Raw genomic sequence first — 23,073 nt, 5'->3', positions numbered from 1 at the left:
CGAAGGTTGCACCCCAGATCAGACGTGGGTTCGTCACTAACGCACTCGCGCGCTCAAAACGCATTGGATATATCCTTTTTACAATTCCAAACCGGGACATTGCCTCATTATGCCGAACACAGATCCGTTCCGTCCTGCGGACGCCACAGCCTGCGAACTGGCCCGCACACTGACCCAGAACGCGACCTATGCGGCGCTTGCCGTTCTGCGTCCGGACACAGTGCTGCCGTCTGTTTCCCGCATCGCTTTGGCCACGGATGAAAGCGGTGGGCTGATCACGCTGATCTCAGAGTTGGCCGATCACACGCGCTCCCTGAGAGCCAACCCTGCCTGCGCGCTTTTGATCGGTGAACCGGGGGACAGTGGCGATCCTTTGACACACCCGCGTCTTACACTTCATAGCAGTGCCGAGTTTGTCTCAAGAAAAGCCGCTGAACACACAAACCTACGAAACCGGTATCTCTCCTTGCGACCGAAAGCCAAACTCTATGTGGATTTTGCCGATTTCAGCTTCGTACGGTTTCACGTGTCGGACGGTATGTTGAACGGTGGTTTCGGCAAGGCATGGCGCCTTGCCCCCAAGGACCTTTGGCCGGATTAACGCACCACGTGAACGGCGCAGGATGCGTGACGTACAACATGGTTGGCAGTGGAGCCCAGCAACAAATCCTGCATCCCCGGCCGGTGGGATGCCATAATAATCAGATCCGGTTTATGGTCTTCCGACCAATCCAGAATAGTACGTCCAGAGTGTCCTTCGACAACTATGCCTTTTGCGTTAGGCAGCTTTGACGCCAGTTCGTTCAATTCCAGCTGAATCGCCTTGCGCGCCTCGGAAAGGTATTCCGGGGGCATGTAAGAGATCGCATAGTTCGGAATATGTTCAACCACATGCAGCAGCGTGATCTCGGCATTTGGAGTTGCCAATATCTCGGCCAGCTTCAAAGGGCCGGATATGTCTCGTTCTGCATCAAAGGAAATTGGAACCAGAATATTGTGATACATGACGCGCACCTCCGTTTTCGCGCGAACAGTTTGCGATCAATCGGGCCGTAAAGCTTTGATCCAAGTCAGGAACTGCTGAATGTTTCGGCAACGTCGTACATGACTGGTTCGAAGCTTTTGCAAAGTTCGTTGATCTTGCGGTTGCGATCGCGCATTTCCGGAGTGCGGAGCATAGCCAGAAAATCCTCGCGACGTTCCCATTGAGAGTAGTTGGCGATCCGGGTCTGCGCATCATTCATGTGCAAGCCAGCTGAGATGAAACCCGGTTGTTTAGAGATGAAGTCAGCATAGGCTTCGGTAAGCGCGTCCAGCAGATCCTGGCAGGTGCCCGGCGTCATTTCAAAGGTGGTGATCACTGTCTGGACGCTGGCATTCTTGGAAATCTTCGGCATCTGGATTCTCCCTTATCTTTCGTAAGCCTAACACAGGATTTGGAAACGTCTTGTGTTTCCTTTCTTGCTTACGGTTCGGCGGCGGCTTCTAAAAAATGAACTAAATCCTAACCATCCGTTAACCATGTTAACGGATGCTGCGCGCATGTACCGGCTCCTTTTCCTGATATCGATGCTGCTATACGCGGCACCCGTCTGGCCCGGTGCGTGGCTTCGGGAAGAAGATACGTCCTTTTCCGCCGCAGCCGCCACCGTATTCAAAGACCCTTACGGGGGGTACGAGTACACAACTTCTCTTTATGCCGAATGGGGTACCAAGCCCAACCTAACCGTTGGTTTAGACTTTGAAGAGCACCGCGATGCCTATGGCCATGCCTTGGTATTCGCAAGGGTACCGGTTGCTGACTACGGTGCTTGGGGACGGTTTGCCGCCGAATTCGGCGCAGGAGTTCATCACAGACAGAAACGGGCCTGGGCACTTTACAAAGTAGGCCTTTCCTACGGAAAAGGCTTTCAAACTGGTTGGGGTAATGGCTGGGTCGCTGTCGATTCCGCGTTGGAGTACCGTACGCACGACGCAGTTTTTCGCAAACTGGACCTAACCGTTGGCCTTTCGTCGCAAGGGCTTTTGAACCCATTGCTTCAGATCGAAACATCGTATTCGCCCAAGAAGTCGCTTTTCTGGCGGGCACGCCCTTCGATCATGATCCGCATTCCTGACAGCCCCTCAACTTGGGTACTGGGCTTCGAACGCAATGATGCCCGCAGTGATACTGGCTTAAAGTTGGCACTTTGGAACGAGTTTTAAGCCCTCGGAATTGGTCGCCCCGTTAAGGGCGACCATACAGGTGTTAGCGATCCATGCGAATGATTGCCGATACTTCGCCTCTGACTGCTTCGGGCCATCGCAAGCGCACTAGATCGCCATTCGACCCTTGCCCCAGTTCAACATACGGGGATGAGTAAGCTAGGGATCCAAAGGTCGTCCTAAGGGGACCAACCTTAGTAACAGCGTCACAACCACGCGCTCTGCCAAAGAATGGAATCTGCCCCGGTGCTGACAATGTCCACGCCTGTGCCGCCGAGTTTTGAGTATGCCGAATCCGCAACGGGTTTGCGACCTTAGCTGTTACGCCATGAAACGTGTTGTTCTCGAACATTACATTCATATGAGCAGCGCTGTTCAGGTTCGCATATGTGGTATCAACGCGCTCCGCTCGGCTAATGCTACCGTTAGTAGAACGGAACTTGTTGCCAGTAACAACTACGCCGTTCAGAAAGTGCCCTGCTCCATGAGGGCGAATAACGATGTAGCTGAACCAAGGGGCTACCTCGCTGGAATAAAAGATGTTGTCGGTGATGCTCATCGCGCTGAACGAGAAACCGGCTGAATAAACCGGGTTTGCATCACGTTCATTCGTCCATTCCACAAAGCAGTTGTCGACGTAATTTTCTGAGATAGTCGAACTGTTGTACGTGCCAATCATGATGAGACCGGCACTGCGAATACCACGGGCAATACTATCGCCTTGAAAGAAGTGGTTCCCCAGAACCATGTTGTTGGTCCCACCCAAAACCGCAAAGTGCAGGAACCGAACTGATCGATTGTGGCGTAGCTTGATATCGTTGGCCGTCGCATTCAAGGCGATGGACTTGCGGTCTGAGACATTAAAGGACTCCTCGCTCGACAAAAACTGACAATTGTCTATCAGCATCCCCTGGCACCCGGTCCCGAAAGAGGTAATACCGCGGTCTTTGGGTCGGCTAACAAAGCAATTCGTTACCGCAAAAGTGCTTCCAGACGGTGCCAAACGAATTGCGCTACAGCGACCATTGCACTGGAATTCGATCTCTTCCATGCCGAACTTGCGCAACGTGCTGAAACCGCTGAAGTCCAGTAGATATTTGAAATCCGTAAAGTCAAAAACCTGAGTACCCGCCGCATCATAAATCGGCGCGTTAAGTGTGATCTCACCTGCACCGACATTCTTGGAGCGCACGTAAATCTCACGCCCGACACCGCTGCCTTGAACCAGCGCACCAACGGGGATATTGGCCACGTTCGCCACATTGGTCAGGCGCGTCGGGTTGTTCGGATTATAGGTTGCGACGGACCGAAACGTCTCAGTGTCCCAGGCGTTACTACTTTGGACGTCAAACTGACCATTACGGATAACACGGCGCGTCGAGAACCCGCTTTGCCTGTTGGGAACTGCAGCCGCCATATCAATGGGTTCGCTGACCGACACTTTTCGTCCCCCCAAGTCCAGCGATTCATGGTCTGAGTTGTTCAGCAGAGCCTGAAATGCCTTTTTGAACGCCAACGTTTCGTTTCCAAAGGCCGAAATATAAGTTGGCAGGTCAAAGTCCTTGGTTAGCAACAGCATCTTGTCTGCTGGCATGGTGACCGTACCTTCGAATTCGATCTCAGACGCGATTGAGGTGTTCTGCTCCAGCAGGTATGTCCCCTCGGGCACGAAAATACGGCGCCCGTTCGCGGCCTGATCGGCAGCTTCAAAAGCTGCTGAGTCATCCACGACGCCGTCACCAATCGCTCCGAAATCACGCACGTCGACCAAGCTGATCAGATCGCGCAGGAACACACTGGTGACGTCGGTGATCTGAATATCGTCAACCCGGACAACGGCCCCGTTCGCACCATCAATGTCCAGGCCAAAGTGACCGTACAATGCCGCAACGCCCCAAGGCATGTCCACGCCATCACGCTGACCAGTGCCGACAATTGCAGTGATCTCATGCACCCTGCCATAACCCGAGAGCTGGGTCGCGGGGCCTTGCTCAATCACACCGGTTACTTGCGTATCGCCAGCTCCACCAGCCCAACCCGCAATACGTACCGACGGCAGCGGTCCACTAATGGCTTTGACCCGGGCTTTGATTTGCAAGTAGCACCCAGGCAGCAATTGAGTTTGCCCCATGTAACGCAGTTGTTGTGTCGCGTTGACCTTAAAAATTTCAAGGCAGCCGCCGAAATCCGCGTCAGCAGGTACAAATGCGCCGGTTCCGGATCCACCGTAGGTCGGAGAGCCCGGTGTGCCGTCGCCGCTGGACCACACATTCAGACCATTTGCGAAAGCAGGCGGCATGAACACGATGCCGTCGGTGATTGCTTTGTTCATTGAAATCCCTTTCCCAATCGCGCCGCGACAAACCGCCGTGCGCACAAACCCAGTGCCCGGGTCCTCCCCGAGCGCAAAAACCTGAGTAGAGAAAAGGGATTAATCGTCGCTCATATCACCGTAACGGTGGTGTTGCGTCAGGCAGCCGGGTCAGAGTTTCCCAGCAACTGCACGCCATTGATCTTCCAGCCATTTTCAAGCGGAACCATCTGATAGTCGAGGATGTGCACCCGACCATCGCCGTCGGTGATCATAACCTTCTGCCAAAGGGAACCAGCAACATCGCGCAGCTCTAGAAAACGTATGTCCGCAGGCCGCCAAACCATCGGGTAACCTCTGCGGACCATAGCGCCAAAGTTTTCCGGGCTTTGGAACAGCTGCTGAATATTGGGACTGGCGAAAGTAAAGGCAGTGACAAAGTCATCAGCCTTAAAGGCCTGTATCTGCGCCCTGATGTTTGCCTCAATCTCAGCGTTTTGGGCAAAAACTCCCGTAGCTAAGCCGACACTCAATGATACAGAAAGCAAAAAACGACGCATGGGGCCACCTCCTATTCAGAAGAGTAGCCCCGCGCGTTGCCGGGTCAAATCAGACCAGCTCTCCGTTCAGAGCTTTGTCAATCAGAGCAACAGTTTCAGGTACACCGTATAGCGCGATGAAACCGCCAAAACGCGGGCCTTGCGACGCCCCCAGCAGCACTTCGTATAGCGCAGTAAACCAGCCGCGCATCGGGTCAAAACGCTCACGGCCGATGGAGTAAACGACTGATTGCAGGGCCTCGTCGTCAATCGGACCATCATAAGCCTCAAGTGCGGCTTTCAACGCTTCAAGGGCTTCACGCTCTTGATCTGTTGGGGCGCGGTGCTTACGTTCCGGCTTCACGAAATCGTTGAAATAGCGCACCGCGAAACCCGCCGCCTGATCCAAGTCAGGATGCGTTTTTGCTGTGGCTTCCGGCGCATAGCGACGGATAAAGCCCCAAAGCGCCTCTTTGTCCTCTGCTCCGGATACAGATGCCAGGTTCAGCAGCATCGCAAACGGAACAATCAGCGTGGACTTCGGTACATCACCACCATGAATGTGCCATACCGGGTTGTTCAACTGAGCTTTCAGATCCTGCCCAGGATAGGCCCGCAGCTGCTGGTGATACTCGTCATACGCCTTCGGGATCACGTCGAAATGCATCCGTTTGGCAGTCTTGGGCTTCTGGTACATGAAGTAGGCCAAAGACTCGGTGGGCGCGTAGGTCAACCACTCGTCGATCGATACACCGTTGCCGGACGACTTCGAGATCTTCTGCCCATTCTCGTCAAGGAACAGCTCATACGAGAAATGCTCTGGGGCGCGGCCGCCCAGCGCACGGCAGATCGCGTCATAGATCTTTTCGTTCGTCGCGTGCTCCTTGCCATACATCTCAAAATCAACGCCCAGCGCAGCCCAGCGCGCGCCGAAATCCGGCTTCCACTGCAGTTTCACGTTGCCGCCGGTCACGGGCAGCGTCCATTCCTTACCGTCCTCGTCATCGAACGTGACCGTGTAGGTCTCGGCGCAAACCTTCTTCATCGGCACATACAGAACCCGCCCGGTCTCGGGGTGGATAGGCAGGAAGATTGAATAAGTCTGCTGACGTTCTTCCCGCAGGCTTTTCAGCATAATGGCCATCACGTCGTCATACTTCTCAACGGCACGCTTGAGGATCTCGTCAAACTGACCTGAGCGGTAAAACTCACGCGCCGAATAGAACTCATACTCGAACCCGAAGGTGTCGAGGAACCGGCGCAGCATGGCGTTATTATGCTCACCAAAGCTGTCATGTGTGCCAAACGGGTCAGGCACTGAGGTAAGCGGGCATTGCAGATATTCCTGCAGCGCTTCCGGGTTCGGCACATTGGTCGGCACTTTCCGCATCCCGTCCAAATCGTCTGAGAAACAGATCAGCTTGGTGGGGATGTCCGACAGAGCCTCAAACGCGCGCTTGACCATCGTGGTCCGTGCGACCTCGCCAAAGGTACCGATATGCGGCAGTCCCGAAGGTCCGTAGCCAGTCTCAAAAAGCACGTACCCCTTTTCCGGAGCGCCTTTCTGATAGCGTTTGAGCAACCGGCGCGCCTCTTCAAAAGGCCAGGCCTTGGACGACATCGCGGTTTCACGCAGTTCAGACATCAGATTAGCTCCATCGGGAAAAACAGCGCCGGTCGCCCTTTGCAACCGACCGGCCCCTCCTATTGTGCCGGTGCAGCATGAGTCAATAAACTGCGGGGTTTTTCCTGACGGAGATGCTGTTTTACGCGGTCAATTGATCCAGTTTGGCCGCCCAGATAAAGTCATTCTCGCTGAGTCCACCGATTTCGTGAGTGGTTAGTTTGACGTCTACATAGCCCCAACCAAACGAGACATCCGGGTGATGTCCCTGCTGATCGGCAAGCCAAGCGCAAAGGTTGGCCAGATAAGTTGCCTTGGCAAACCCTTTAAACTTGTAGTGACGGCTCAGTTCCTTGGCATCTGCATCCAGCTTCCAGTCTGATGAAAGTTCGGCCATGTGCGTGTTGGCTTCGTCCCTGGTCAATGCCGGGACGCCTCCGGAACAGGGTACACAGGTTCGATCGGATAGGCTGCAGGTTTGTCCTGATGTGGTCATTGTCCGTTTACTCCGCTGCGGTTGCTTTTGCCGGGAACTTGTTGGGCAACAATCCCAAAGACTGTGCCTGACGCACATCCGCCAACAGATCGCGATCAGCGGCTGCAAACAATTCCTCGGGTGAGTTTAGCACGAAATAGCCCATCTGGTGCATGTCGATCCGATAAGGCGTGCGCAGGATTGTCATTACATCAAAGGGGTCACGGTCTGGGATATCGCTCTCTACCGCATAGACAAGTTCGGTTGGCGAAGACGCGAGGCCTGAACCCAACGCCTTTATCTGCCCGTCCTGACGTCGCAGACCAAATTCGATCGAGAACCAATAGAGCCGGATCAGCCAGGCGTAGTCTTTGTCACTTGCCCTTACCCCCGCTTTACCGATGGCCTGGCTGAAGGCCGCGAAACGTGGGTCACTCAACAAAGGTGTGTGACCGAAAATCTCGTGGAAGATATCCGGCTCTTCGATGTAATCGAAATCTTCGCGCGACCGGATAAACGACGCGGCAGGGAATACCCTGTCCGCCAGCATGCCAAAGAAGGTTTTGAATCCGATCAGCGCAGGCACAGGCTGTACCCGCCAACCGGTCATATCCAATAGACGCTCAGAAATATCCGCACAGGATGGCACCCGCGTTTTGGGCAATTCCAAACGCTCTAGCCCTTTAAGATAATCTCGGGCCATATATTGCTGAACATTCTTTTCCTGAGCGGCGTAGAGATCGGCCCAGACCGCATCTTCCTCGGCTGTATAGGCGATATGACCCTGTGTATCGGCCACCTTGGCGACGTATTTGGTCGACTTTGGCATCTAGTTTTCCTCCTCAGGAAAAGTATAGCCACGCCGCATGAATGTTTTTGTTTGGAGCGTTTGAGATTTAAAGGTATTTTGGCAAATATATGCCGAAAGATAGAAATTTATGAAACAAACACTTCAACCGGCTGATATTGCCATCCTGCAAGAGCTGCAAGTAGACGGGCGCTTGTCGATGCAAGAGCTTGCAGACCGTACAGGCTTGTCTTCGTCGCAATGCTGGCGGCGTGTGCGCGATATGGAAGCCTCTGGCGTAGTGTCCGGATACACAGCTCAGGTGCGTGCCAAATCTGTAGGACTGGACGCCATCGCGTATGTCCACGTCGCCCTGCGCGATCATCAAGAGGACAGCATCACCTCGTTCCTGCGGCTGGTCGAAACAGAACCTCAGATAGTCGAATGCGCTTCGATTACCGGGGATCATGACTTTATCCTCAAGGTCTATGCAAAAACACCTGAGGACCTCGAACACTTCATTATGCAACGGTTGCTCAAGTCGGGTCTGGTTCGCGATACGCGCAGCAATTTCGTATTGCGTCAGAACAAAACACGGGGGCCACTACCCATTCTGTAGGCCATTCCGGCAAATTTCGTTGAACCTGCGCGCCAGCCCTCCTATCGTGCGAGCGCAGAAAAGCCCAATCAGGACGACACCATGACCGAACAAGTACCCCACCCGATGTCCCCACAGGATTGCCTTGTCGCGATCATGGTTGCGGTCTCTGCATCGGATGAAACCATCCGTACAGCCGAGCTGGTTAAAATCGAAGGCGCAGTCAACATGCTGCCAGTTTTTGCCGAATACGATATCGACCGCACCCGTCGCGTATCGCAAACCGTGTTCGATCTGTTCGAGCAAGAGGACGGGCTGGACGCCCTGTTCGGCCTTATTCGCGAAAACTTGCCCGAACGCCTTAATGAAACCGCCTATGCTCTGGCCTGCGACGTGGCCGCGGCGGATGGGTCGCTGGCAGAAACCGAGCTGCGCCTGTTGGAAGAGATCCGGTACGAACTGAACATCGACCGTCTGCACGCAGCCGCCATTGAGCGTGGGGCACGGGCGCGCCACACAACCTAATCCTAGCTACCGGCCAACGTCCCCCAGCGCTCGATCAACGCGCGTTGCAGCTTTCGGGATCTATTGTTCCAGCTGCGCGCGCCGTCCGGTCTTTCTCGCAGGGCGCGCGGAATTGTGGCTCGGTGGTCGACATCAGCAGTAAAAATCGCAAAAGCGAGCTCAGAACCACCGGGCGTCGTAATGAACCCGCCGAGGCCCGACACAAAGTTCAAAGTTCCGGTCTTGGCATCCACCTTGATCGGATGATCTTTGACGGGACGCCCTTTGCTGTCTGCAAGCGTGAACTTTTTCAGCAAAGGCCGCAGCGCCCCTGCCTTGCGAGCAGCAACAAGTGCAGTAACCAGATCGCCGGGCGCCATACGGGACGCATCGCCAAGACCCGAGTGGTCCACCATCGCAATCCCGTTCACCCCATAAGTCTCGGACGCCCAACGATTCATTTCTGCGGCAGAATCGGCTAGGCTCTCCATCTCGGCACCACGAGCTTTCGAGGCCATCATCCCCACCATCTCAGCAGTCAGATTGGTCGAGTACTTCAACATCCCGCGCAGGATGCTGTCCAACGGATCACTTTGATGCACAACCAGCACCTGACCTTGGGGCGTTTGGCTTGTAATCTGAACGCGCCCCAGAACTATCCCATTCGAACGGGCCAGTGTCCGGAACACATCACCCGCATAAAGCGCAGGTTTTCGAACCGGCAACCATCGTGCACCGCCTTTTCCCAATGCGCCTTTGGCAACGGTCCAACGGTCCTGACGAGCGCTTGGCTGATAGGTGTAGATCGGCAAACTGCGACTTTCGACCCGCATGGTCGCCATATCAACGGACGGAGTATAGCGGGCCGTGCGCGCGTCCATAGTCACATCATAGCTGGCACCATCAGGTTTCCATTCGAAATGCACACGATTGAAGTTGAGAGAGATGCCGCTGATTGAAGGGCTGTAACCCAAATGATCAGGCTGCCCTGGGTCGATGCTGAACACATAGGGTAACGCACCGTCATAAACCTTGAAAGCTCCACGTACTTCGGTGACTCCAGCCTCGCGCAGATTTGCGGCCATAGTCGCCAAATCGTCAGTATCCAACAGCGGATCCCCGCCTCCAACCAGGATAAGGTCGCCCATCAACACGCCGTTTTCTATCGGCCCGTCTGCGACCAAAGAGGTTTCGAAACGGTAGTCAGCCCCAAGAACATCCAAGGCATACAGAGCGGTAAGTGCTTTGGCGACACTCGCAGGTGGAAGACCTTGATCACCTCCGAACGCCTCTAACGGAATACCTGTTTCGGCATCGGCGACGGCAAAGACAACCTCCCCGCGTAATCGAGCGGCTTGGACCAGCCGCTCTGCTCCGTCGGGCAAGTCCCCCCGAAGCTGGGGGCGCAAAGACTGCAATGGAGCATCGGCCAGAGCTGCACCCGACATAATCGAGGCGCCAAGCCCTGCAAGAAATAAGCGACGTGAACAACGATCAAGCATGGGCCAATACAATCCCAGAGATCACCAGCAAACAACCTGTTAAAAGGATTATGCGCGGACTTTGGCTATTCAGGCAACACCTCTTCAGACCAGTCACCACGCGTTCGGATCTGGGTCGAGCTCACGTCAACCATGGGCACGTTGACAAAACACCAAGCGGGCGCCTCTGACCGGCCCAGCAAATGCCGCGCCTGCCCGTCAATACGATAATGCTCATACAGCCTGGCCGCAGGTGACATGCGCGCAGATATGCGGTCTCCGGGCCGTGCAACCACGCCGACCGGCACACTATCCATGATCTGACGCCAATCCTTCCAGCGGTGAAACTGAGCCAGATTGTCAGCGCCCATAAGCCAGACGAACTTCACGTGCGGATACAAATGCTGCAAAGCGGCCAAAGTATCGGCTGTCGCTCGTGTACCGGTCAGCGCTTCGATATCCGTGACCTCAACACGCGGATGCTGCATCACTGCTTTTGCCGCTTGGACCCTTTGCTGCAAAGGAGCCGGACCACGTTCTTTCAACGGATTGCCCGGAGAAACCAACCACCACACTCGATCCAGCCCAAAGGCCTTCATCGCTTCAAGCGTGACATGCACGTGTCCCCGGTGCGGCGGATCGAAGGACCCGCCGAATAGCCCGATAACCTGCCCGGGACGCGCATATGGAATAGCGCTTCGCAACATCCTTTGCTGTTGTTCAGAACTGAGGGGCGTTGTCAATCAACAGGTTGCACTGGATCTCCAAGCCTTACCCGCCCGGGCTGAATAACTTCTGCGCACCAACCACCGTGTCCACGAACAGCGGAGTAACCGCCTTGGCCCAGCGCCTCCTCCATCCGACTGCACGGCGCGCAGATCACGGAAAAGCGCAGAATGGCCTCGCCCACCTGTACTTCGCGCCCCTTGAGTGCCGCCAGATTGATCCCCGAAACCACCAGATTGCGGCGCAGTATTTCGGGGGAAACCGACCCCTGCCCCAGATACGACCCAATCGCCGCCAAATGCTCTTTTTGGATCAAAGTCACAGCCCGCCGGCCCGCGCAACCGCGATCGCCTTCGAGGCCGTCAGTGGTGATCAAAACTGTGTTTTCAGCCTGCAACTTTGCGCGCCGCTCAGGGCGTAAGCCAATCCATTCAATACACCCCGGCTGCGCCCAGCCAGCAATCAGAATAGCCAATGACATTTAAGGTGCTGTCGCCCCAAGTACGTACATTAATGGCCACGACAAAAGGACATCGAGCATCACTCTCCTAAATATAGGTCAAAAACCCGCTATGCGCGACATCTTCGGGACTGTTCTGTGACCCTGGTGCAGGAAATCCCACTATTCTCCGATGGCGGATCGGTTCTCTATAGATTTGAGAATGCACCTACGCGGTCTCGCTGTCCAGTTTTAGTATTCGGACTAGACACGCAACAAATTAAAGGCGCCCCGCAGTGACTATGGCGCCGTCGATTTAACCCAAGGATTTCGCGTCAATGCTCTTAAACTATCTGACGCTATTCCTTATCAAAACTGGAGTGCGTTTCTACTGCCTACTTTAGTTCCCTATCCATTGCCCCCGCCCAACGCATCCGCTATCACACCGGCCAACCTGATTTCCCCGACCCAGAGGACGCGACATGGCCGCCTATCAATATGTCTACCACATGCAGGGTGTCTCCAAGACTTATCCCGGTGGCAAGAAGTGCTTTGAAAACATCCACCTGAGCTTTCTGCCCGGCGTGAAGATCGGTGTTGTCGGCGTCAACGGCGCAGGTAAATCGACACTGATGAAGATCATGGCAGGCCTCGACACCGACTTCACCGGCGAAGCATGGGCCGCCGAAGGCGCCAAGGTCGGTTATCTGCCGCAGGAACCGCAACTGGATGAAAGCCTCAGCGTCCGCGAAAACGTCATGCTGGGCGTAGCCGCAAAAAAGGCCAAGGTTGATCGGTTCAACGAGATCGCGATGGAGATTGCCGAGAACTACTCGGACGAGCTGATGGAGGAGATGACCACCCTGCAGGACGCGATCGACGCGGAAAACCTTTGGGATCTCGACAGCCAGATCGACGTTTCGATGGAAGCGCTGCGCTGCCCGCCGGATGACGCCAACATCGCCAACCTCTCGGGAGGTGAGAAACGCCGCGTGGCGCTGTGCAAGCTGCTGCTGGAAGCGCCCGACATGCTGCTGCTCGACGAACCAACCAACCACTTGGACGCCGAGACCATCGCCTGGCTGCAACAGCACCTTATCGACTACAAGGGCACCATCCTGATCGTCACCCACGACCGTTATTTCCTGGACGACATCACCGGCTGGATTCTTGAACTCGACCGCGGCCGCGGCATTCCTTACGAGGGCAACTACTCGGCATGGCTGGAGCAAAAGGCCAAGCGACTGGAGCAGGAAGCCCGCGAGGACAAGTCCAAGCAGAAGACGCTGCAGCGCGAATTGGAATGGATGCGTCAGGGTCAGAAGGCCCGCCAGGCTAAATCCAAGGCCCGGATCAACGCCTATAACGAACTGGCCGAGCAGTCCGAGCGCGAAAAACTGACCCGCGCCCAGATCGTCATCCCCAACGGCCAGCGCCTTGGCGGCAAGGTGATCGAGGTCGAGGGCCTGTCGAAACACATGGGCGACAAGCAACTGATCGAGAACCTCGACTTCGCCCTGCCCCCCGGCGGCATTGTCGGCGTCATCGGCCCCAACGGTGCCGGTAAATCGACGCTGTTCAAGATGCTCACCGGTCAGGAACAGCCCGACGGCGGAACTATCACGCTGGGCGATACCGTTGAGCTGTCCTACGTTGACCAATCCCGCGACGACCTCAAGGACAACGACACCGTTTGGGAGGCGATCACCGGCGGCGCCGAGATCATTCAGCTGGGCGACGCGCAGGTCAATTCCCGCGCCTACTGCTCTTCCTTCAACTTCAAGGGCGGCGACCAGCAGAAGAAGGTTTCTCTGCTGTCAGGCGGTGAACGCAACCGCGTCCACATGGCCCGCCTGCTGAAAGAAGGCGGCAACGTCCTGCTGCTCGACGAACCGACCAACGATCTGGACGTCGAAACCCTACGCGCGCTGGAAGACGCCCTGGTCGATTTCGCCGGCTGCGCCGTAGTCATCTCGCACGACCGTTTCTTCCTTGACCGGATTTGCACGCATATTCTGGCCTTTGAGGGCGACGCTCATGTGGAGTGGTTCGAGGGTAACTTCGAAGATTATGAAGAAGACAAAAAACGTCGTCTCGGACCGGATGCGCTTGAGCCCAAGCGGTTGAAGCACAAGAAGTTCGCGCGATGACCGGAAAATTGAAAACGCGGGCGGAAAAGTGGGTGCGCAGCACACGAAAAGTGCTGGCCCCCATGCGCACGCGCATGCGTCAAATGCTTAGAACAGATCACTGCGTGATCGTGGCAAGCAATGGCCGATCCGGCAGTACGATGACCTACACCGCTCTGTTGGACGCACTGAGAACTGTCGACCCAAAGGCGGCAAGTCAGGCTCTGTTCCTCGCGCGCATGGAAGACGCAAAGTTTCAGGCCCCGTTTTTGTATAAAACGCACGACTTCCCGCAGCCTTTGTCCTCTTGGCCTAAGGAAACTCGGGTCGTGTTTTGTTTCGGGCCAACCAAAGAGTCTACCTTTTCGGTTTATTCGGCAAAGGAGCGTTACGGCGAAGACTGGATCAACCAGCACTTCTATCATCTGCATGCCACCGGCACGTACGATGAGTTGTTTGAACGCGATGTTCTGCAACAAGCCCGCCAGATCAAAGAGTGGGTGACCTTTGAGGACATCCCCGTTTTGTGCGTTCACTATGACGCGCTGTGGGATTACCAAAACACAATCTCTCGGTTCACCGGTTTGAAATTCACGCCACCCGAGCGACGCGAACGTATGCCAAAGGAGATTCCGGCAGAGTTCAAAGAAGGAGCGGACCGGGTATACGATCCGATCGACGAAGTGGTCGCACAGTTGCCAAAGTGCTTTATGGCGTCGTCAAAATACCGCAAGATCGTGGATAAGCTGCCAATTGCCGAGTGACCGCGTTCAGGCAAACCGGTGCATGTCTGTGGACGTTAATCATGCGCCAGTCGTCCGGCGGGGTAGAAATGTAAATTATGTCGGGCACCGCTTGGTTGCGGCGTCGAGTGGATCGAAATCTGTAAAATGAAAAAGTTTCTGAAATTGTTTCGCCCTCATCGAAAAGACGACGGCAGCAAAACGGCGCCCGCCCCCACTCAGCCTATCGAACCCGAAGAATCTGTCGTTGAAAACACGACCATCAACGCTCTGGAAGTCGAAGCACCAAAGCCCGAAACGCCTATCGTTGAAGCTTTGGAAAATGAGGCGGCAGCAGAGTCTCCAGCCGAAAGCGAACAACCACCGGCTGAAGAGGGCCAAGCGGTCGAAACATCAAGCGAAACTGAGACCTTTGAAGACTTCGCCGCGGCCAAGCAAAGAGTCCGTGAAGCCAATTCTCGACCTGAAGATCTGCAATCGGTTCTGTTTTTCACCACGCACAAATGCGCTTCAACTTTTGTCACTGCGCTACTGGACAATCTTGATGCCCAGAGCCCGTATTCAAATATGAACTACGAAGGTGCGTATTGGGAACTGGGCGATGAAGTCGACCAGTCCAACGTTACAGATCAGCAGTTCATGATCCGCCACTACGATGCGCTATTTTCTCAGTTTGGTGAGATATATGGCCCCATTCGTCGCCCAATAGATTTCCCGGGGCGCGAGCGTTTCAAGCACATCTTCTTCTTTAGGGATCCCAGAGATGTGCTCGTATCCATGTTTTTTTCGTTCGCATACACTCATCCCGAACCTCTACATGCCGGGGAACGTGAAAGATTCCGTAAGTGGCGAGAACGTCTGTTGGAAGGCGGGATCGACGCATTTGTAACGCGAAAGTCCACCGAAATACTTGGACGGTTTGAAGGATTTAATCGGCTTTCCAAGTCCGCCGAGTCTGCACTTGTTTTACGGTACGACGAGTTTGCGACCGAAACGGAACAGTTTCTGAATAGGATCGCGGAATATCTCGAAATTGATCTTCCACAAGAGGTCATTGAAAACCTTGCGCAGTCAGCCAGCCCAGTCCGCAAAGGCGACACCGTGATGGAGCACAAAAGATCCGGGAAAAGTGGGCAATGGCAACATGAGCTGAAACCCGAAACGGCAGAGTTTCTGACTGAACGGTTCAAAGACACCCTGGACACTTGGGGGTTTAAATAGGCTGGCTCAACCAGTCTGACTGATCATCTTATTTGGCTCAAAAGTGAGTCTATTTTGCCCTGAAAACTCTGATGCGTTTTCTCGATTTCTGTTCAAGCGGGCGGCAACCTCGCGGACCGCAACAATAAAAGTCAGTATACACCCACATCCAATATTGGGGGTGTGGCGCAACGATTACATCACAATCGGGTTACATTCCGTCGGCAATTGACCGGATCGGTTATCATTCCGACACTATGGGAACGATTTTTCAGTTTTTTTAAAGAGAGCCGCCATGTTCACACGCCGAACGTTTCTGACAGCGACTGCCGCAGCAAGTGTTGTGCCCAGCGTTGCGATGGCAAAGAAAAAAGCCGTCGAATACGATCCAACTCCGCAGTTTGTTCGGGTCAAGAAGCAGTTCCAACCGGGGCAGCTGCTAGTGGTGCCGCGATCTTTTTACCTCTATTTCGTCACGGAACCTCGCAAGGCAATCCGCTATGGCTGCGGAGTAGGTAAAGCAGGGCTGGAGTTCACAGGCACCGCCACGATCGACGTAAAGAAAGAGTGGCCAACCTGGCGGCCGACCGACGAGATGATTGAACGCGAGCCTGTCACCTATGCTCGGTTCAAAGACAACGATTACGTGCAGCCTGGTGGCAACGACAATCCGCTGGGCGCGCGGGCGCTCTATCTATTCCAGAATGGTATCGACACATATTTCCGCATTCACGGCACTACGCAGCCTCAAACCATCGGACACGCGGCCTCCAACGGGTGTATCCGCATGCTGAACGCGCATGTTATCGATCTCTACGAACGGGTACCGATTGGAACTGTCGTTACAGTTGTCTGACTACTTTTTGGTCGCCTCGACCAACTCCAGCACATGGGGTCCAAGGCCCTCGACGATCAGTGCAACACCCTTTGCATTTGGGTGGATGCCATCGGGTTGCATGTAATTTCGCACCGCATCCGGGTCGCCCTCGGCATTTAACCCGGCGAAAAAGCTGGGCGCGTAGCCGCTTTGGTACAATTCGGCCAAGTCGGGATAAATCGCATCAAATGCCGTCTTGTACGCAGGCCCATAATTTCCCGGTGCCTGCATACCAACCAGCAACACGTCGATTTCAGACGTAGCAGCGGACTTCATGATTTGCTCCAGATTGGCACGCGACACGGCTGGGTCGATACCGCGCAGCAGATCGTTGCCCCCAAGTGTAACGATCAATCCATCCACGTCTGGCGTCAGAGTCCAATCCACGCGGGCAGCGCCTCCAGCGGTGGTGTCCCCTGACACCCCAGCGTTGATCAGACGAACGTCTGCGCCCTGCGCCTTTAACCAACGGTCGAGCTGCGGTACAAACCCGTCTTGTTCAGGCAACCCATAGCCCTGCGTCAGAGAATCACCTAAAGCGGCAATAACGACCTGCTCGGCTGTGGCAGCAAAACCGCAAAACACAAACGGCACCAACATCAAAGCCTTGCGCAACATCTGAACCGCTCCATATCCCAATTGACTGTCCCCGCTTGGAAAGACCTATGACCTCACCTGTTCTTTCACTTCAAAATGCCGCTTTGTCGCTGGATGGCAATGCCGGGCGGGTGGATATCCTGCATGACATCTCTCTCGACGTGGCGAAAGGTGAAACGTTAGGCCTCATTGGGCCTTCTGGGTCAGGTAAGTCCTCGCTACTGATGCTGATGGGCGGCCTTGAGCAGGCAACCGGAGGCACGATCAACGCCCTTGGTCACGATTTGACCGACATGGACGAAGATGCCCTGGCAAGGTTCCGACGCAATACGATGGGAGTGGTGTTCCAAAACTTTCACCTGATCCCGACCATGACGGCGTTAGAGAACGTTGCCACACCTCTTGAACTGGCAGGGCACAAGGATGCGTTCGATCGCGCAGCTGCAGAACTTGACTCCGTCGGGCTGTCGCATCGACGCGACCACTACCCGGCACAAATGTCGGGTGGCGAGCAACAGCGTGTGGCTCTGGCTCGGGCATCGGCCCCGCGTCCTCAAATCCTCTTGGCGGATGAACCAACCGGGAACCTGGACCAAACAACCGGAGCAGCCATTGTCGATTTGCTGTTTGGTTTGCGCGAAAGGCATGGGGCCACCCTTATTTTGGTGACTCATAGCCACAGCCTTGCTGAAAAATGCGATCGTGTGGTCCGGCTGCGTGACGGGCGCCTTTCGGAAGACACGCGGCAAGAGGCAGCAGAATGACTCTGAAGCTGGCCGGGCGACTGGCTCGACGAGAGTTGCGCGGGGGACTACGAGGGTTTCGTGTCTTCTTGGCCTGCTTGGCACTCGGTGTGGCGGCCATCGCTGCAGTCGGGTCGGTCCGGCACGCAATCCAAACTGGTCTGACGCAGGAAGGTGCATCTTTGCTAGGCGGTGACGCGCAGTTGGAGTTCACCTACCGTTTCGCCTCCGACAATGAACGCGCGTGGATGGAGCAGACCGCGACCGATGTATCAGAGGTTGTCGACTTTCGCTCGATGGCTGTTGTTAATCAGGACGGCGAAACCCAGCGAGCATTGACTCAAGTGAAATCCGTGGATGCCTCCTATCCTCTTTTAGGGGCGGCGAAGTTGGAGCCTGAGCAAACCCTGTCCACCGCGTTCGCTGGCGATCAAAGCTTGCCCGGCGCAGTCATGGACCCATCGCTTATCGACCGGCTGGGCCTGTCCATAGGAGATAGCTTTGCACTTGGGTCGCAGCAGTTTGTTTTGACTGCCGCCTTGGTTCACGAACCAGACGGCGCAGCGGACGGGTTCGGATTGGGGCCGCGCACTTTGGTTCGAACAGAGGATTTGCAGAATTCGGGCCTGCTCGCACCTGGAACGCTGTTTTCAACGAAATACAGGTTGGATTTGCCGAGCGGAGCTAACCTGGAACAACTGTCGACAGAGGCTAGTCAAAGCTTTGAAGGCACCGGAATGCGTTGGACGGACGCCCGCAATGGTGCGCCTGGTATTGCAGAATTCGTCACCCGCCTGAGCGCCTTTCTCGTTTTGGTTGGACTGTCCGGCCTGGCGGTTGGAGGTATTGGTGTTTCAGCCGCCGTCCGTGCCTACTTAGTCCAAAAGACTGAATCCATTGCGACATTGCGAACCCTCGGAGCCGACCGAACGACGATCTTTCAGACTTACATGATACAGATCGGCGTTCTTTCAACGATCGGAATTGCGCTGGGAATTGCATTAGGTGGGCTGCTCCCCCTTTTACTTGCCCCTTTGATTGAGGCTCGCCTGCCAGTCCCTGCAGTGTTCTCTCTCTATACTCAGCCCTTGGCCGAAGCTGCGCTTTACGGTCTTCTGACGGCCTTCCTGTTTACCCTCTGGCCCCTTGCCCGAACCGAAGAGGTTCGTGCGGCTACCCTATTCCGAGATGCGCTGTCTTCAGCCCGTGCGATTCCCCGCCCGGTGTTTGTCGTTGCGACGGGCATTGGTCTTGTTCTGTTGGTCACAGCTGCTGCCTGGTTTAGTGGTTCAATCCGCCTGACTCTGTGGACCAGCGGAGGCTTGGTGGGCGCGCTTTTACTGCTGTCTTTATCCGCATTCGTCGTTCGCAAATTGGCCCACCTAAGCACATCGCCGACCCGTGGTCGTCCGGCCTTACGTTGGGCGCTGTCAGCGATTTCTGACCCGCGTGAAGGAGCGGCCTCAGTCGTTTTGTCCCTTGGTCTGGGTCTTTCTGTACTGGCGGCCGTCGGACAGATCGACGGCACCCTCCGAAACGCGATTTCAGGCAACCTGCCGGATGTGGCGCCGTCATATTTCTTCGTCGACATCCAGAAAGACCAGATGCCAGGCTTTACCGAAAGGCTGGAAAATGATCCCGCCGTCAGCCGGATCGAAAGCGCACCAATGTTGCGTGGGATTATCACCCAGATCAACGGCCAACCTGCTCGTGAAGTTGCGGGAAACCACTGGGTACTTGATGGAGATCGGGGCATCACATACTCGACCCTTCCTCCGGAAAATGCCCGGATAACTGCCGGTGAATGGTGGGCCCAGGATTACTCTGGCACTCCACAAGTCAGCTTTGCGGCGACCGAAGCAGAAGAAATGGGTCTTTCCCTAGGCGACGAATTGACCATCAACATTCTGGGCAGGGACATAGCGGCCGAAGTCACATCTCTGCGCGAGGTCGATTTCTCAACTGCAGGAATAGGATTCATCATGTCGATGAACCCGTCCGCGCTGGCCGGCGCCCCACACAGTTTCATCGCAACAGTTTATGCAGAAGAGCAAGCCGAAGCTGCCATTCTACGCGATCTGGCCGGGCAATTTCCCAACATCACCGGCATCCGGGTCCGAGACGCAATCGACCGGGTCTCAGGTTTGTTAGCCGGGCTTGCAGCGGCAACATCTTACGGGGCTGGCGTTTCCCTACTCACCGGATTTCTGGTGCTGATCGGAGCCGCCGCCGCGGGCGAACCTGCCCGTCGATACGAAGCTGCAATTCTCAAAACGCTTGGTGCTGATCGGCGTCGGATACTTGTTAGCTTTGCCTTGCGCGCTGTGTTGTTGGGCGCAGCGGCAGGCATTGTTGCCTTGCTGACCGGAATTTTAGGCGGTTGGGCCGTAGCAACTTATATCTTCGACACCAGCTTTTCCGTCATCTGGTCATCCGCCCTTGGCATAATTCTGGCCGGCATCCTTGTAACACTTGGCGCCGGTCTGTTTTTTGCTTTGCGCCCCCTGGCGGTTCGTCCGGCCCGCATCCTGCGGGCCAGCGATTAAACTCAGCGCACGCAGGCGACGGGTTGAAGTATCTGCAGCAACTGATCGTTGTCGCAGACCAGTGCATCCAAGGTGATCTCGTCCAGCGAGGCATAAAACACTTCTGCCGCGTCTTGCAGAGCCAACCTTAGACGGCACGCATCCGTCAGCGGGCACGTGTTGTCGGCATCGGCAAAGCATTCTGCAATGGGCAGGCCGCCTTCGACATGTCGAAACACGGAACCGATGCGAATTTGATCGGCCGGGCGCGCCAACGACATACCGCCGTTGCGACCGCGCTGTGTGCTGAGGTAGTTCAGCTGGCTCAGTTGATTAATTACTTGCGCAAGATGGTTTTCCGAGATGTTACACACATCCGCAATTTCGGCCTTTGTCACCAGCCGATCCTGGTGCGCTGCGCAATACATCAGCAGGCGCACTGCTATGTTCGTCCGTTTGGTAATCCGCATCTAGGCCTCCCAAATTTCAAGATGCGATCTTATTGCATGTCGGACAAAAAAGCGGTTTGACATACATCAATCGCTCTAAAAGGAGTTGGCGGCCGATGGCAGACCCTTATTTCTTTGGCTATGGCAGCCTTGTGAACCTGGCTACTCACGATTTTCCAGACCCAAGGCCCGCTAAACTGAAAGGGTGGAGGCGCGCTTGGCGACATACGGATCTGCGTCCGGTTGCCTTTCTGACGGTCGTACCCGATGCAGATTCCGAGATCGAAGGTATGATTGCTCATGTCCCGAAAAACGACTGGGCCGCGTTGGATGAGCGCGAATGGGCTTACGACCGCATTCCAGCAACGCATTCCGTCGTTCATTCCTTAACGCATGAGATCGAAATCGCGGTGTATTCCGTTCCGCAAGACCGCCACAACGAGCCCAGCGACCAATACCCGCTGCTGCTGAGCTATATCGACGTAGTTGTGCAAGGCTATCTGCGCACGTTTGGTGAGGACGGTGCCGACCGCTTTTTCTCGACCACCGACGGATGGAACGCAACGATCCTTAACGATAGGGCCGAGCCGCGATACCCACGCCACCAGCAGCTAAAACCCTTAGAGACAGAATTTGTAGACGCCCGCCTGCAGCGTATCGCGGCCCACATCGTACAGACCGCATAAAAAAGGCGAGGCTCATCGGCCCCGCCCCTTCAATTCCCAAAAAGCTTGGATCAACCGCGGGCACGAATGACCTGAAGCAAAGGCAGCAGAGCAGCCATCTCAGGACCGCGCTCCATTCCGGTCAGCGCCTTGCGCAGCGGCATGAACAAGCCTTTGCCCTTGCGTCCCGTCGCCTCTTTCACAGCAGCAGTCCACTGCCCCCAGGTCTCGCCATTGAAAGGACCTTCGGGTAGCAAGGCAATCGCTTCGGCGATGAATTCGCGATCCTCATCGGCGATCAATGGCTCTGCTCCGTCGCGGCAAAGTTCCCACCAGCCTTTGAGATCAGCCAGGGTGGTTATGTTCTCGCGCGCCATTGCCCAAAACGGTTCGGCCAGTTCGGCTGGAACGCCTGCACCGGCAACGGCATCAGCCACATCCGCCAAAGGAAGAGATTGCAGGTGCTTGGCCGTCAGCGGGAAAAGATCCTGTACATCGAACTTGGTCGGTGCAGCCCCAAAGCGATGGATGTCAAAGCCCTCGACCAATTCAGCCATTTCCGAGCGCAGCTCAACCGGGTCTGAAGACCCCAGCCGCGCCATCAAGCTCAGCAGAGCCATCGGTTGCACACCCTGCTCACGCAGATCGCGCAGGGCCAGTGTCCCCAAACGCTTTGACAACGCCTCACCTTGGGGACCGGTCAACAGCGAATGATGCGCGAACCGCGGGCATGTACCGCCCAGCGCCTCGATGATCTGAATCTGCGTTGCCGTGTTAGTTACGTGGTCTGAACCACGCACCACATCCGTAACACCCATTTCAGTGTCGTCCACAACCGAAGCGATCGTATACAGTACCTGACCGTCACCACGGATAAGCACCGGGTCGGAAACCGAGGCTGCATCAATCGAGATGTCTCCTAGGATACCGTCGTGCCAATCGATCCGTTCATGATCCAGCTTAAAACGCCAGACGCCGTTACCACGTTCGGCCCGCAGCGCCTCTTTCTCAGCATCAGACAGGTTCAGCGCAGCGCGGTCATATACCGGTGGCTTGCCCATGTTCAGTTGCTTTTTGCGTTTAAGATCCAGTTCGGTCGGCGTCTCGAAAGCCTCATAGAACCGGCCCATGTCCCGCAGCTTGTCGGCGGCTTCGGCATAACGGTCAAGACGATCTGACTGACGCTCGATCCGGTCCCAATGCAGGCCCAGCCATTCCATATCCTGTTTAATGGCATCAACATATTCTTCTTTCGACCGCTCAGGATCGGTATCGTCGATGCGCAGAATGAACGTGCCGCCAGCCTTGCGGGCGATCAGATAGTTCATCAAGGCGGTGCGCAGGTTGCCCACATGGATGTAACCGGTGGGCGACGGAGCAAAACGGGTGGTGGTCATGGATATCTCCTGTTGGCGCGGCTCTTGTCACAAAGGCGCGTTTTTGTCCACCCGCCGCT

24 protein-coding genes are annotated in these 23,073 nt (G+C 55.5%); 11 read left to right on the top strand and 13 right to left on the bottom strand.

Annotated elements, in window-relative coordinates; translation table 11 throughout:
* The first annotated feature begins 109 nt into the window (after nt 1-109).
* Nucleotides 110-601: a HugZ family pyridoxamine 5'-phosphate oxidase gene (locus tag ACR0EO_RS18040; RefSeq protein WP_480692144.1), complete on the top strand. Its 492-nt coding sequence runs from the start codon at nt 110-112 to the stop codon at nt 599-601.
* Here ACR0EO_RS18040 and ACR0EO_RS18035 read toward each other — a convergent pair.
* A complete protein-coding gene (locus ACR0EO_RS18035; protein ID WP_480692142.1) occupies nt 598-1,005 on the bottom strand; it encodes a universal stress protein in 408 nt (135 codons plus the stop codon). The two genes, ACR0EO_RS18040 and ACR0EO_RS18035, sit on opposite strands and share 4 nt — an antisense overlap.
* 65 nt (nt 1,006-1,070) lie before the next feature.
* On the bottom strand, nt 1,071-1,397 hold the full coding sequence (locus tag ACR0EO_RS18030; protein WP_480692140.1) for an antibiotic biosynthesis monooxygenase family protein: 327 nt from the start codon (nt 1,395-1,397) through the stop codon (nt 1,071-1,073).
* A 145-nt stretch (nt 1,398-1,542) separates the two neighbouring features.
* Here ACR0EO_RS18030 and ACR0EO_RS18025 point away from each other — a divergent pair, with 145 nt between their 5' ends.
* A complete protein-coding gene (locus tag ACR0EO_RS18025) occupies nt 1,543-2,205 on the top strand; it encodes a hypothetical protein (RefSeq protein WP_480692138.1) in 663 nt (220 codons plus the stop codon).
* A 43-nt stretch (nt 2,206-2,248) separates the two neighbouring features.
* Here ACR0EO_RS18025 and ACR0EO_RS18020 read toward each other — a convergent pair whose 3' ends face one another.
* The 5 genes from ACR0EO_RS18020 to phhA form a co-directional block, all read right to left on the bottom strand.
* Nucleotides 2,249-4,537: a glycosyl hydrolase family 28-related protein gene (locus ACR0EO_RS18020; protein ID WP_480692136.1), complete on the bottom strand. Its 2,289-nt coding sequence runs from the start codon at nt 4,535-4,537 to the stop codon at nt 2,249-2,251.
* A gap of 137 nt (nt 4,538-4,674) precedes the next feature.
* Nucleotides 4,675-5,076 carry a DUF4864 domain-containing protein gene (locus ACR0EO_RS18015; protein ID WP_480692134.1) on the bottom strand — a complete coding sequence of 134 codons (402 nt, stop codon included), beginning with the start codon at nt 5,074-5,076 and terminating at the stop codon, nt 4,675-4,677.
* Nucleotides 5,077-5,125: 49 nt separating this feature from the next.
* Complete coding sequence (locus ACR0EO_RS18010) at nt 5,126-6,700, bottom strand: lysine--tRNA ligase (RefSeq protein ID WP_480692132.1); 1,575 nt, start codon at nt 6,698-6,700, stop codon at nt 5,126-5,128.
* 121 nt (nt 6,701-6,821) lie between these two features.
* A complete protein-coding gene (locus tag ACR0EO_RS18005) occupies nt 6,822-7,103 on the bottom strand; it encodes a 4a-hydroxytetrahydrobiopterin dehydratase (RefSeq protein ID WP_480692130.1) in 282 nt (93 codons plus the stop codon).
* A gap of 79 nt (nt 7,104-7,182) precedes the next feature.
* Entirely contained in the window at nt 7,183-7,983 is an 801-nt protein-coding gene (gene phhA, locus ACR0EO_RS18000) for a phenylalanine 4-monooxygenase (RefSeq protein WP_480692128.1), read from the bottom strand.
* A 109-nt stretch (nt 7,984-8,092) separates the two neighbouring features.
* Here phhA and ACR0EO_RS17995 point away from each other — a divergent pair, with 109 nt between their 5' ends.
* Together ACR0EO_RS17995 and ACR0EO_RS17990 are read left to right on the top strand one after the other, a co-directional pair.
* Entirely contained in the window at nt 8,093-8,560 is a 468-nt protein-coding gene (locus ACR0EO_RS17995; protein ID WP_480692126.1) for an Lrp/AsnC family transcriptional regulator, read from the top strand.
* An 81-nt stretch (nt 8,561-8,641) separates the two neighbouring features.
* Nucleotides 8,642-9,064 carry a tellurite resistance TerB family protein gene (locus ACR0EO_RS17990; protein WP_170488914.1) on the top strand — a complete coding sequence of 141 codons (423 nt, stop codon included), beginning with the start codon at nt 8,642-8,644 and terminating at the stop codon, nt 9,062-9,064.
* Nucleotides 9,065-9,066: 2 nt separating this feature from the next.
* Here ACR0EO_RS17990 and dacB read toward each other — a convergent pair whose 3' ends face one another.
* The 3 genes from dacB to ACR0EO_RS17975 form a co-directional block, all read right to left on the bottom strand.
* Nucleotides 9,067-10,545 (bottom strand): D-alanyl-D-alanine carboxypeptidase/D-alanyl-D-alanine endopeptidase, encoded by a 1,479-nt coding sequence (gene dacB / locus ACR0EO_RS17985; protein ID WP_480692124.1) that lies wholly within the window; start codon nt 10,543-10,545, stop codon nt 9,067-9,069.
* Nucleotides 10,546-10,610: 65 nt separating this feature from the next.
* The gene (locus ACR0EO_RS17980; RefSeq protein WP_480692122.1) at nt 10,611-11,231 is read right to left on the bottom strand and encodes a nicotinate-nucleotide adenylyltransferase; all 621 of its coding nucleotides are present in this window, start codon (nt 11,229-11,231) and stop codon (nt 10,611-10,613) included.
* A 32-nt stretch (nt 11,232-11,263) separates the two neighbouring features.
* A complete protein-coding gene (locus ACR0EO_RS17975; RefSeq protein ID WP_480692120.1) occupies nt 11,264-11,731 on the bottom strand; it encodes an MOSC domain-containing protein in 468 nt (155 codons plus the stop codon).
* Between the two features lie 440 nt (nt 11,732-12,171).
* On the opposite strand from ACR0EO_RS17975, the gene ettA reads away from it, so the two are divergent.
* The 4 genes from ettA (at nt 12,172) to ACR0EO_RS17955 (ending at nt 16,617) form a co-directional block, all read left to right on the top strand.
* Entirely contained in the window at nt 12,172-13,839 is a 1,668-nt protein-coding gene (gene ettA / locus ACR0EO_RS17970; protein ID WP_480692118.1) for an energy-dependent translational throttle protein EttA, read from the top strand.
* Nucleotides 13,836-14,582 carry a hypothetical protein gene (locus ACR0EO_RS17965; protein ID WP_480692116.1) on the top strand — a complete coding sequence of 249 codons (747 nt, stop codon included), beginning with the start codon at nt 13,836-13,838 and terminating at the stop codon, nt 14,580-14,582. The genes ettA and ACR0EO_RS17965 overlap by 4 nt, the downstream gene beginning before the upstream one ends.
* Nucleotides 14,583-14,708: 126 nt before the next feature.
* Entirely contained in the window at nt 14,709-15,782 is a 1,074-nt protein-coding gene (locus ACR0EO_RS17960) for a sulfotransferase domain-containing protein (RefSeq protein WP_480692114.1), read from the top strand.
* 274 nt (nt 15,783-16,056) lie between these two features.
* Nucleotides 16,057-16,617, top strand: a complete 561-nt coding sequence (locus tag ACR0EO_RS17955) for a L,D-transpeptidase (RefSeq protein ID WP_480692112.1) — start codon at nt 16,057-16,059, stop codon at nt 16,615-16,617.
* Here ACR0EO_RS17955 and ACR0EO_RS17950 read toward each other — a convergent pair whose 3' ends face one another.
* Nucleotides 16,618-17,256, bottom strand: a complete 639-nt coding sequence (locus tag ACR0EO_RS17950; RefSeq protein ID WP_480692110.1) for an arylesterase — start codon at nt 17,254-17,256, stop codon at nt 16,618-16,620.
* Between the two features lie 47 nt (nt 17,257-17,303).
* Here ACR0EO_RS17950 and ACR0EO_RS17945 point away from each other — a divergent pair, with 47 nt between their 5' ends.
* Together ACR0EO_RS17945 and ACR0EO_RS17940 are read left to right on the top strand one after the other, a co-directional pair.
* The gene (locus tag ACR0EO_RS17945) at nt 17,304-17,999 is read left to right on the top strand and encodes an ABC transporter ATP-binding protein (protein ID WP_480692108.1); all 696 of its coding nucleotides are present in this window, start codon (nt 17,304-17,306) and stop codon (nt 17,997-17,999) included.
* Nucleotides 17,996-20,524 (top strand): ABC transporter permease, encoded by a 2,529-nt coding sequence (locus ACR0EO_RS17940; protein WP_480692106.1) that lies wholly within the window; start codon nt 17,996-17,998, stop codon nt 20,522-20,524. Before ACR0EO_RS17945 ends, ACR0EO_RS17940 begins: the two co-directional genes overlap by 4 nt.
* A 2-nt stretch (nt 20,525-20,526) precedes the next feature.
* On the opposite strand, the gene ACR0EO_RS17935 is transcribed toward ACR0EO_RS17940, so the two are convergent.
* Nucleotides 20,527-20,973: an RrF2 family transcriptional regulator gene (locus ACR0EO_RS17935; protein ID WP_480692104.1), complete on the bottom strand. Its 447-nt coding sequence runs from the start codon at nt 20,971-20,973 to the stop codon at nt 20,527-20,529.
* A gap of 95 nt (nt 20,974-21,068) precedes the next feature.
* Here ACR0EO_RS17935 and ACR0EO_RS17930 point away from each other — a divergent pair, with 95 nt between their 5' ends.
* Nucleotides 21,069-21,638 carry a gamma-glutamylcyclotransferase family protein gene (locus ACR0EO_RS17930; protein ID WP_480692102.1) on the top strand — a complete coding sequence of 190 codons (570 nt, stop codon included), beginning with the start codon at nt 21,069-21,071 and terminating at the stop codon, nt 21,636-21,638.
* Between the two features lie 50 nt (nt 21,639-21,688).
* On the opposite strand, the gene gltX is transcribed toward ACR0EO_RS17930, so the two are convergent.
* Nucleotides 21,689-23,014, bottom strand: a complete 1,326-nt coding sequence (gene gltX / locus ACR0EO_RS17925) for a glutamate--tRNA ligase (RefSeq protein WP_480692100.1) — start codon at nt 23,012-23,014, stop codon at nt 21,689-21,691.
* Nucleotides 23,015-23,073: the final 59 nt, after the last annotated feature.

It is taken from the genome of Ruegeria sp. BE9 (assembly GCF_056538765.1).
The sequence above is the reverse complement of the archived record's forward strand: the minus strand, read 5'-3'. Positions and strand labels throughout refer to the sequence as shown.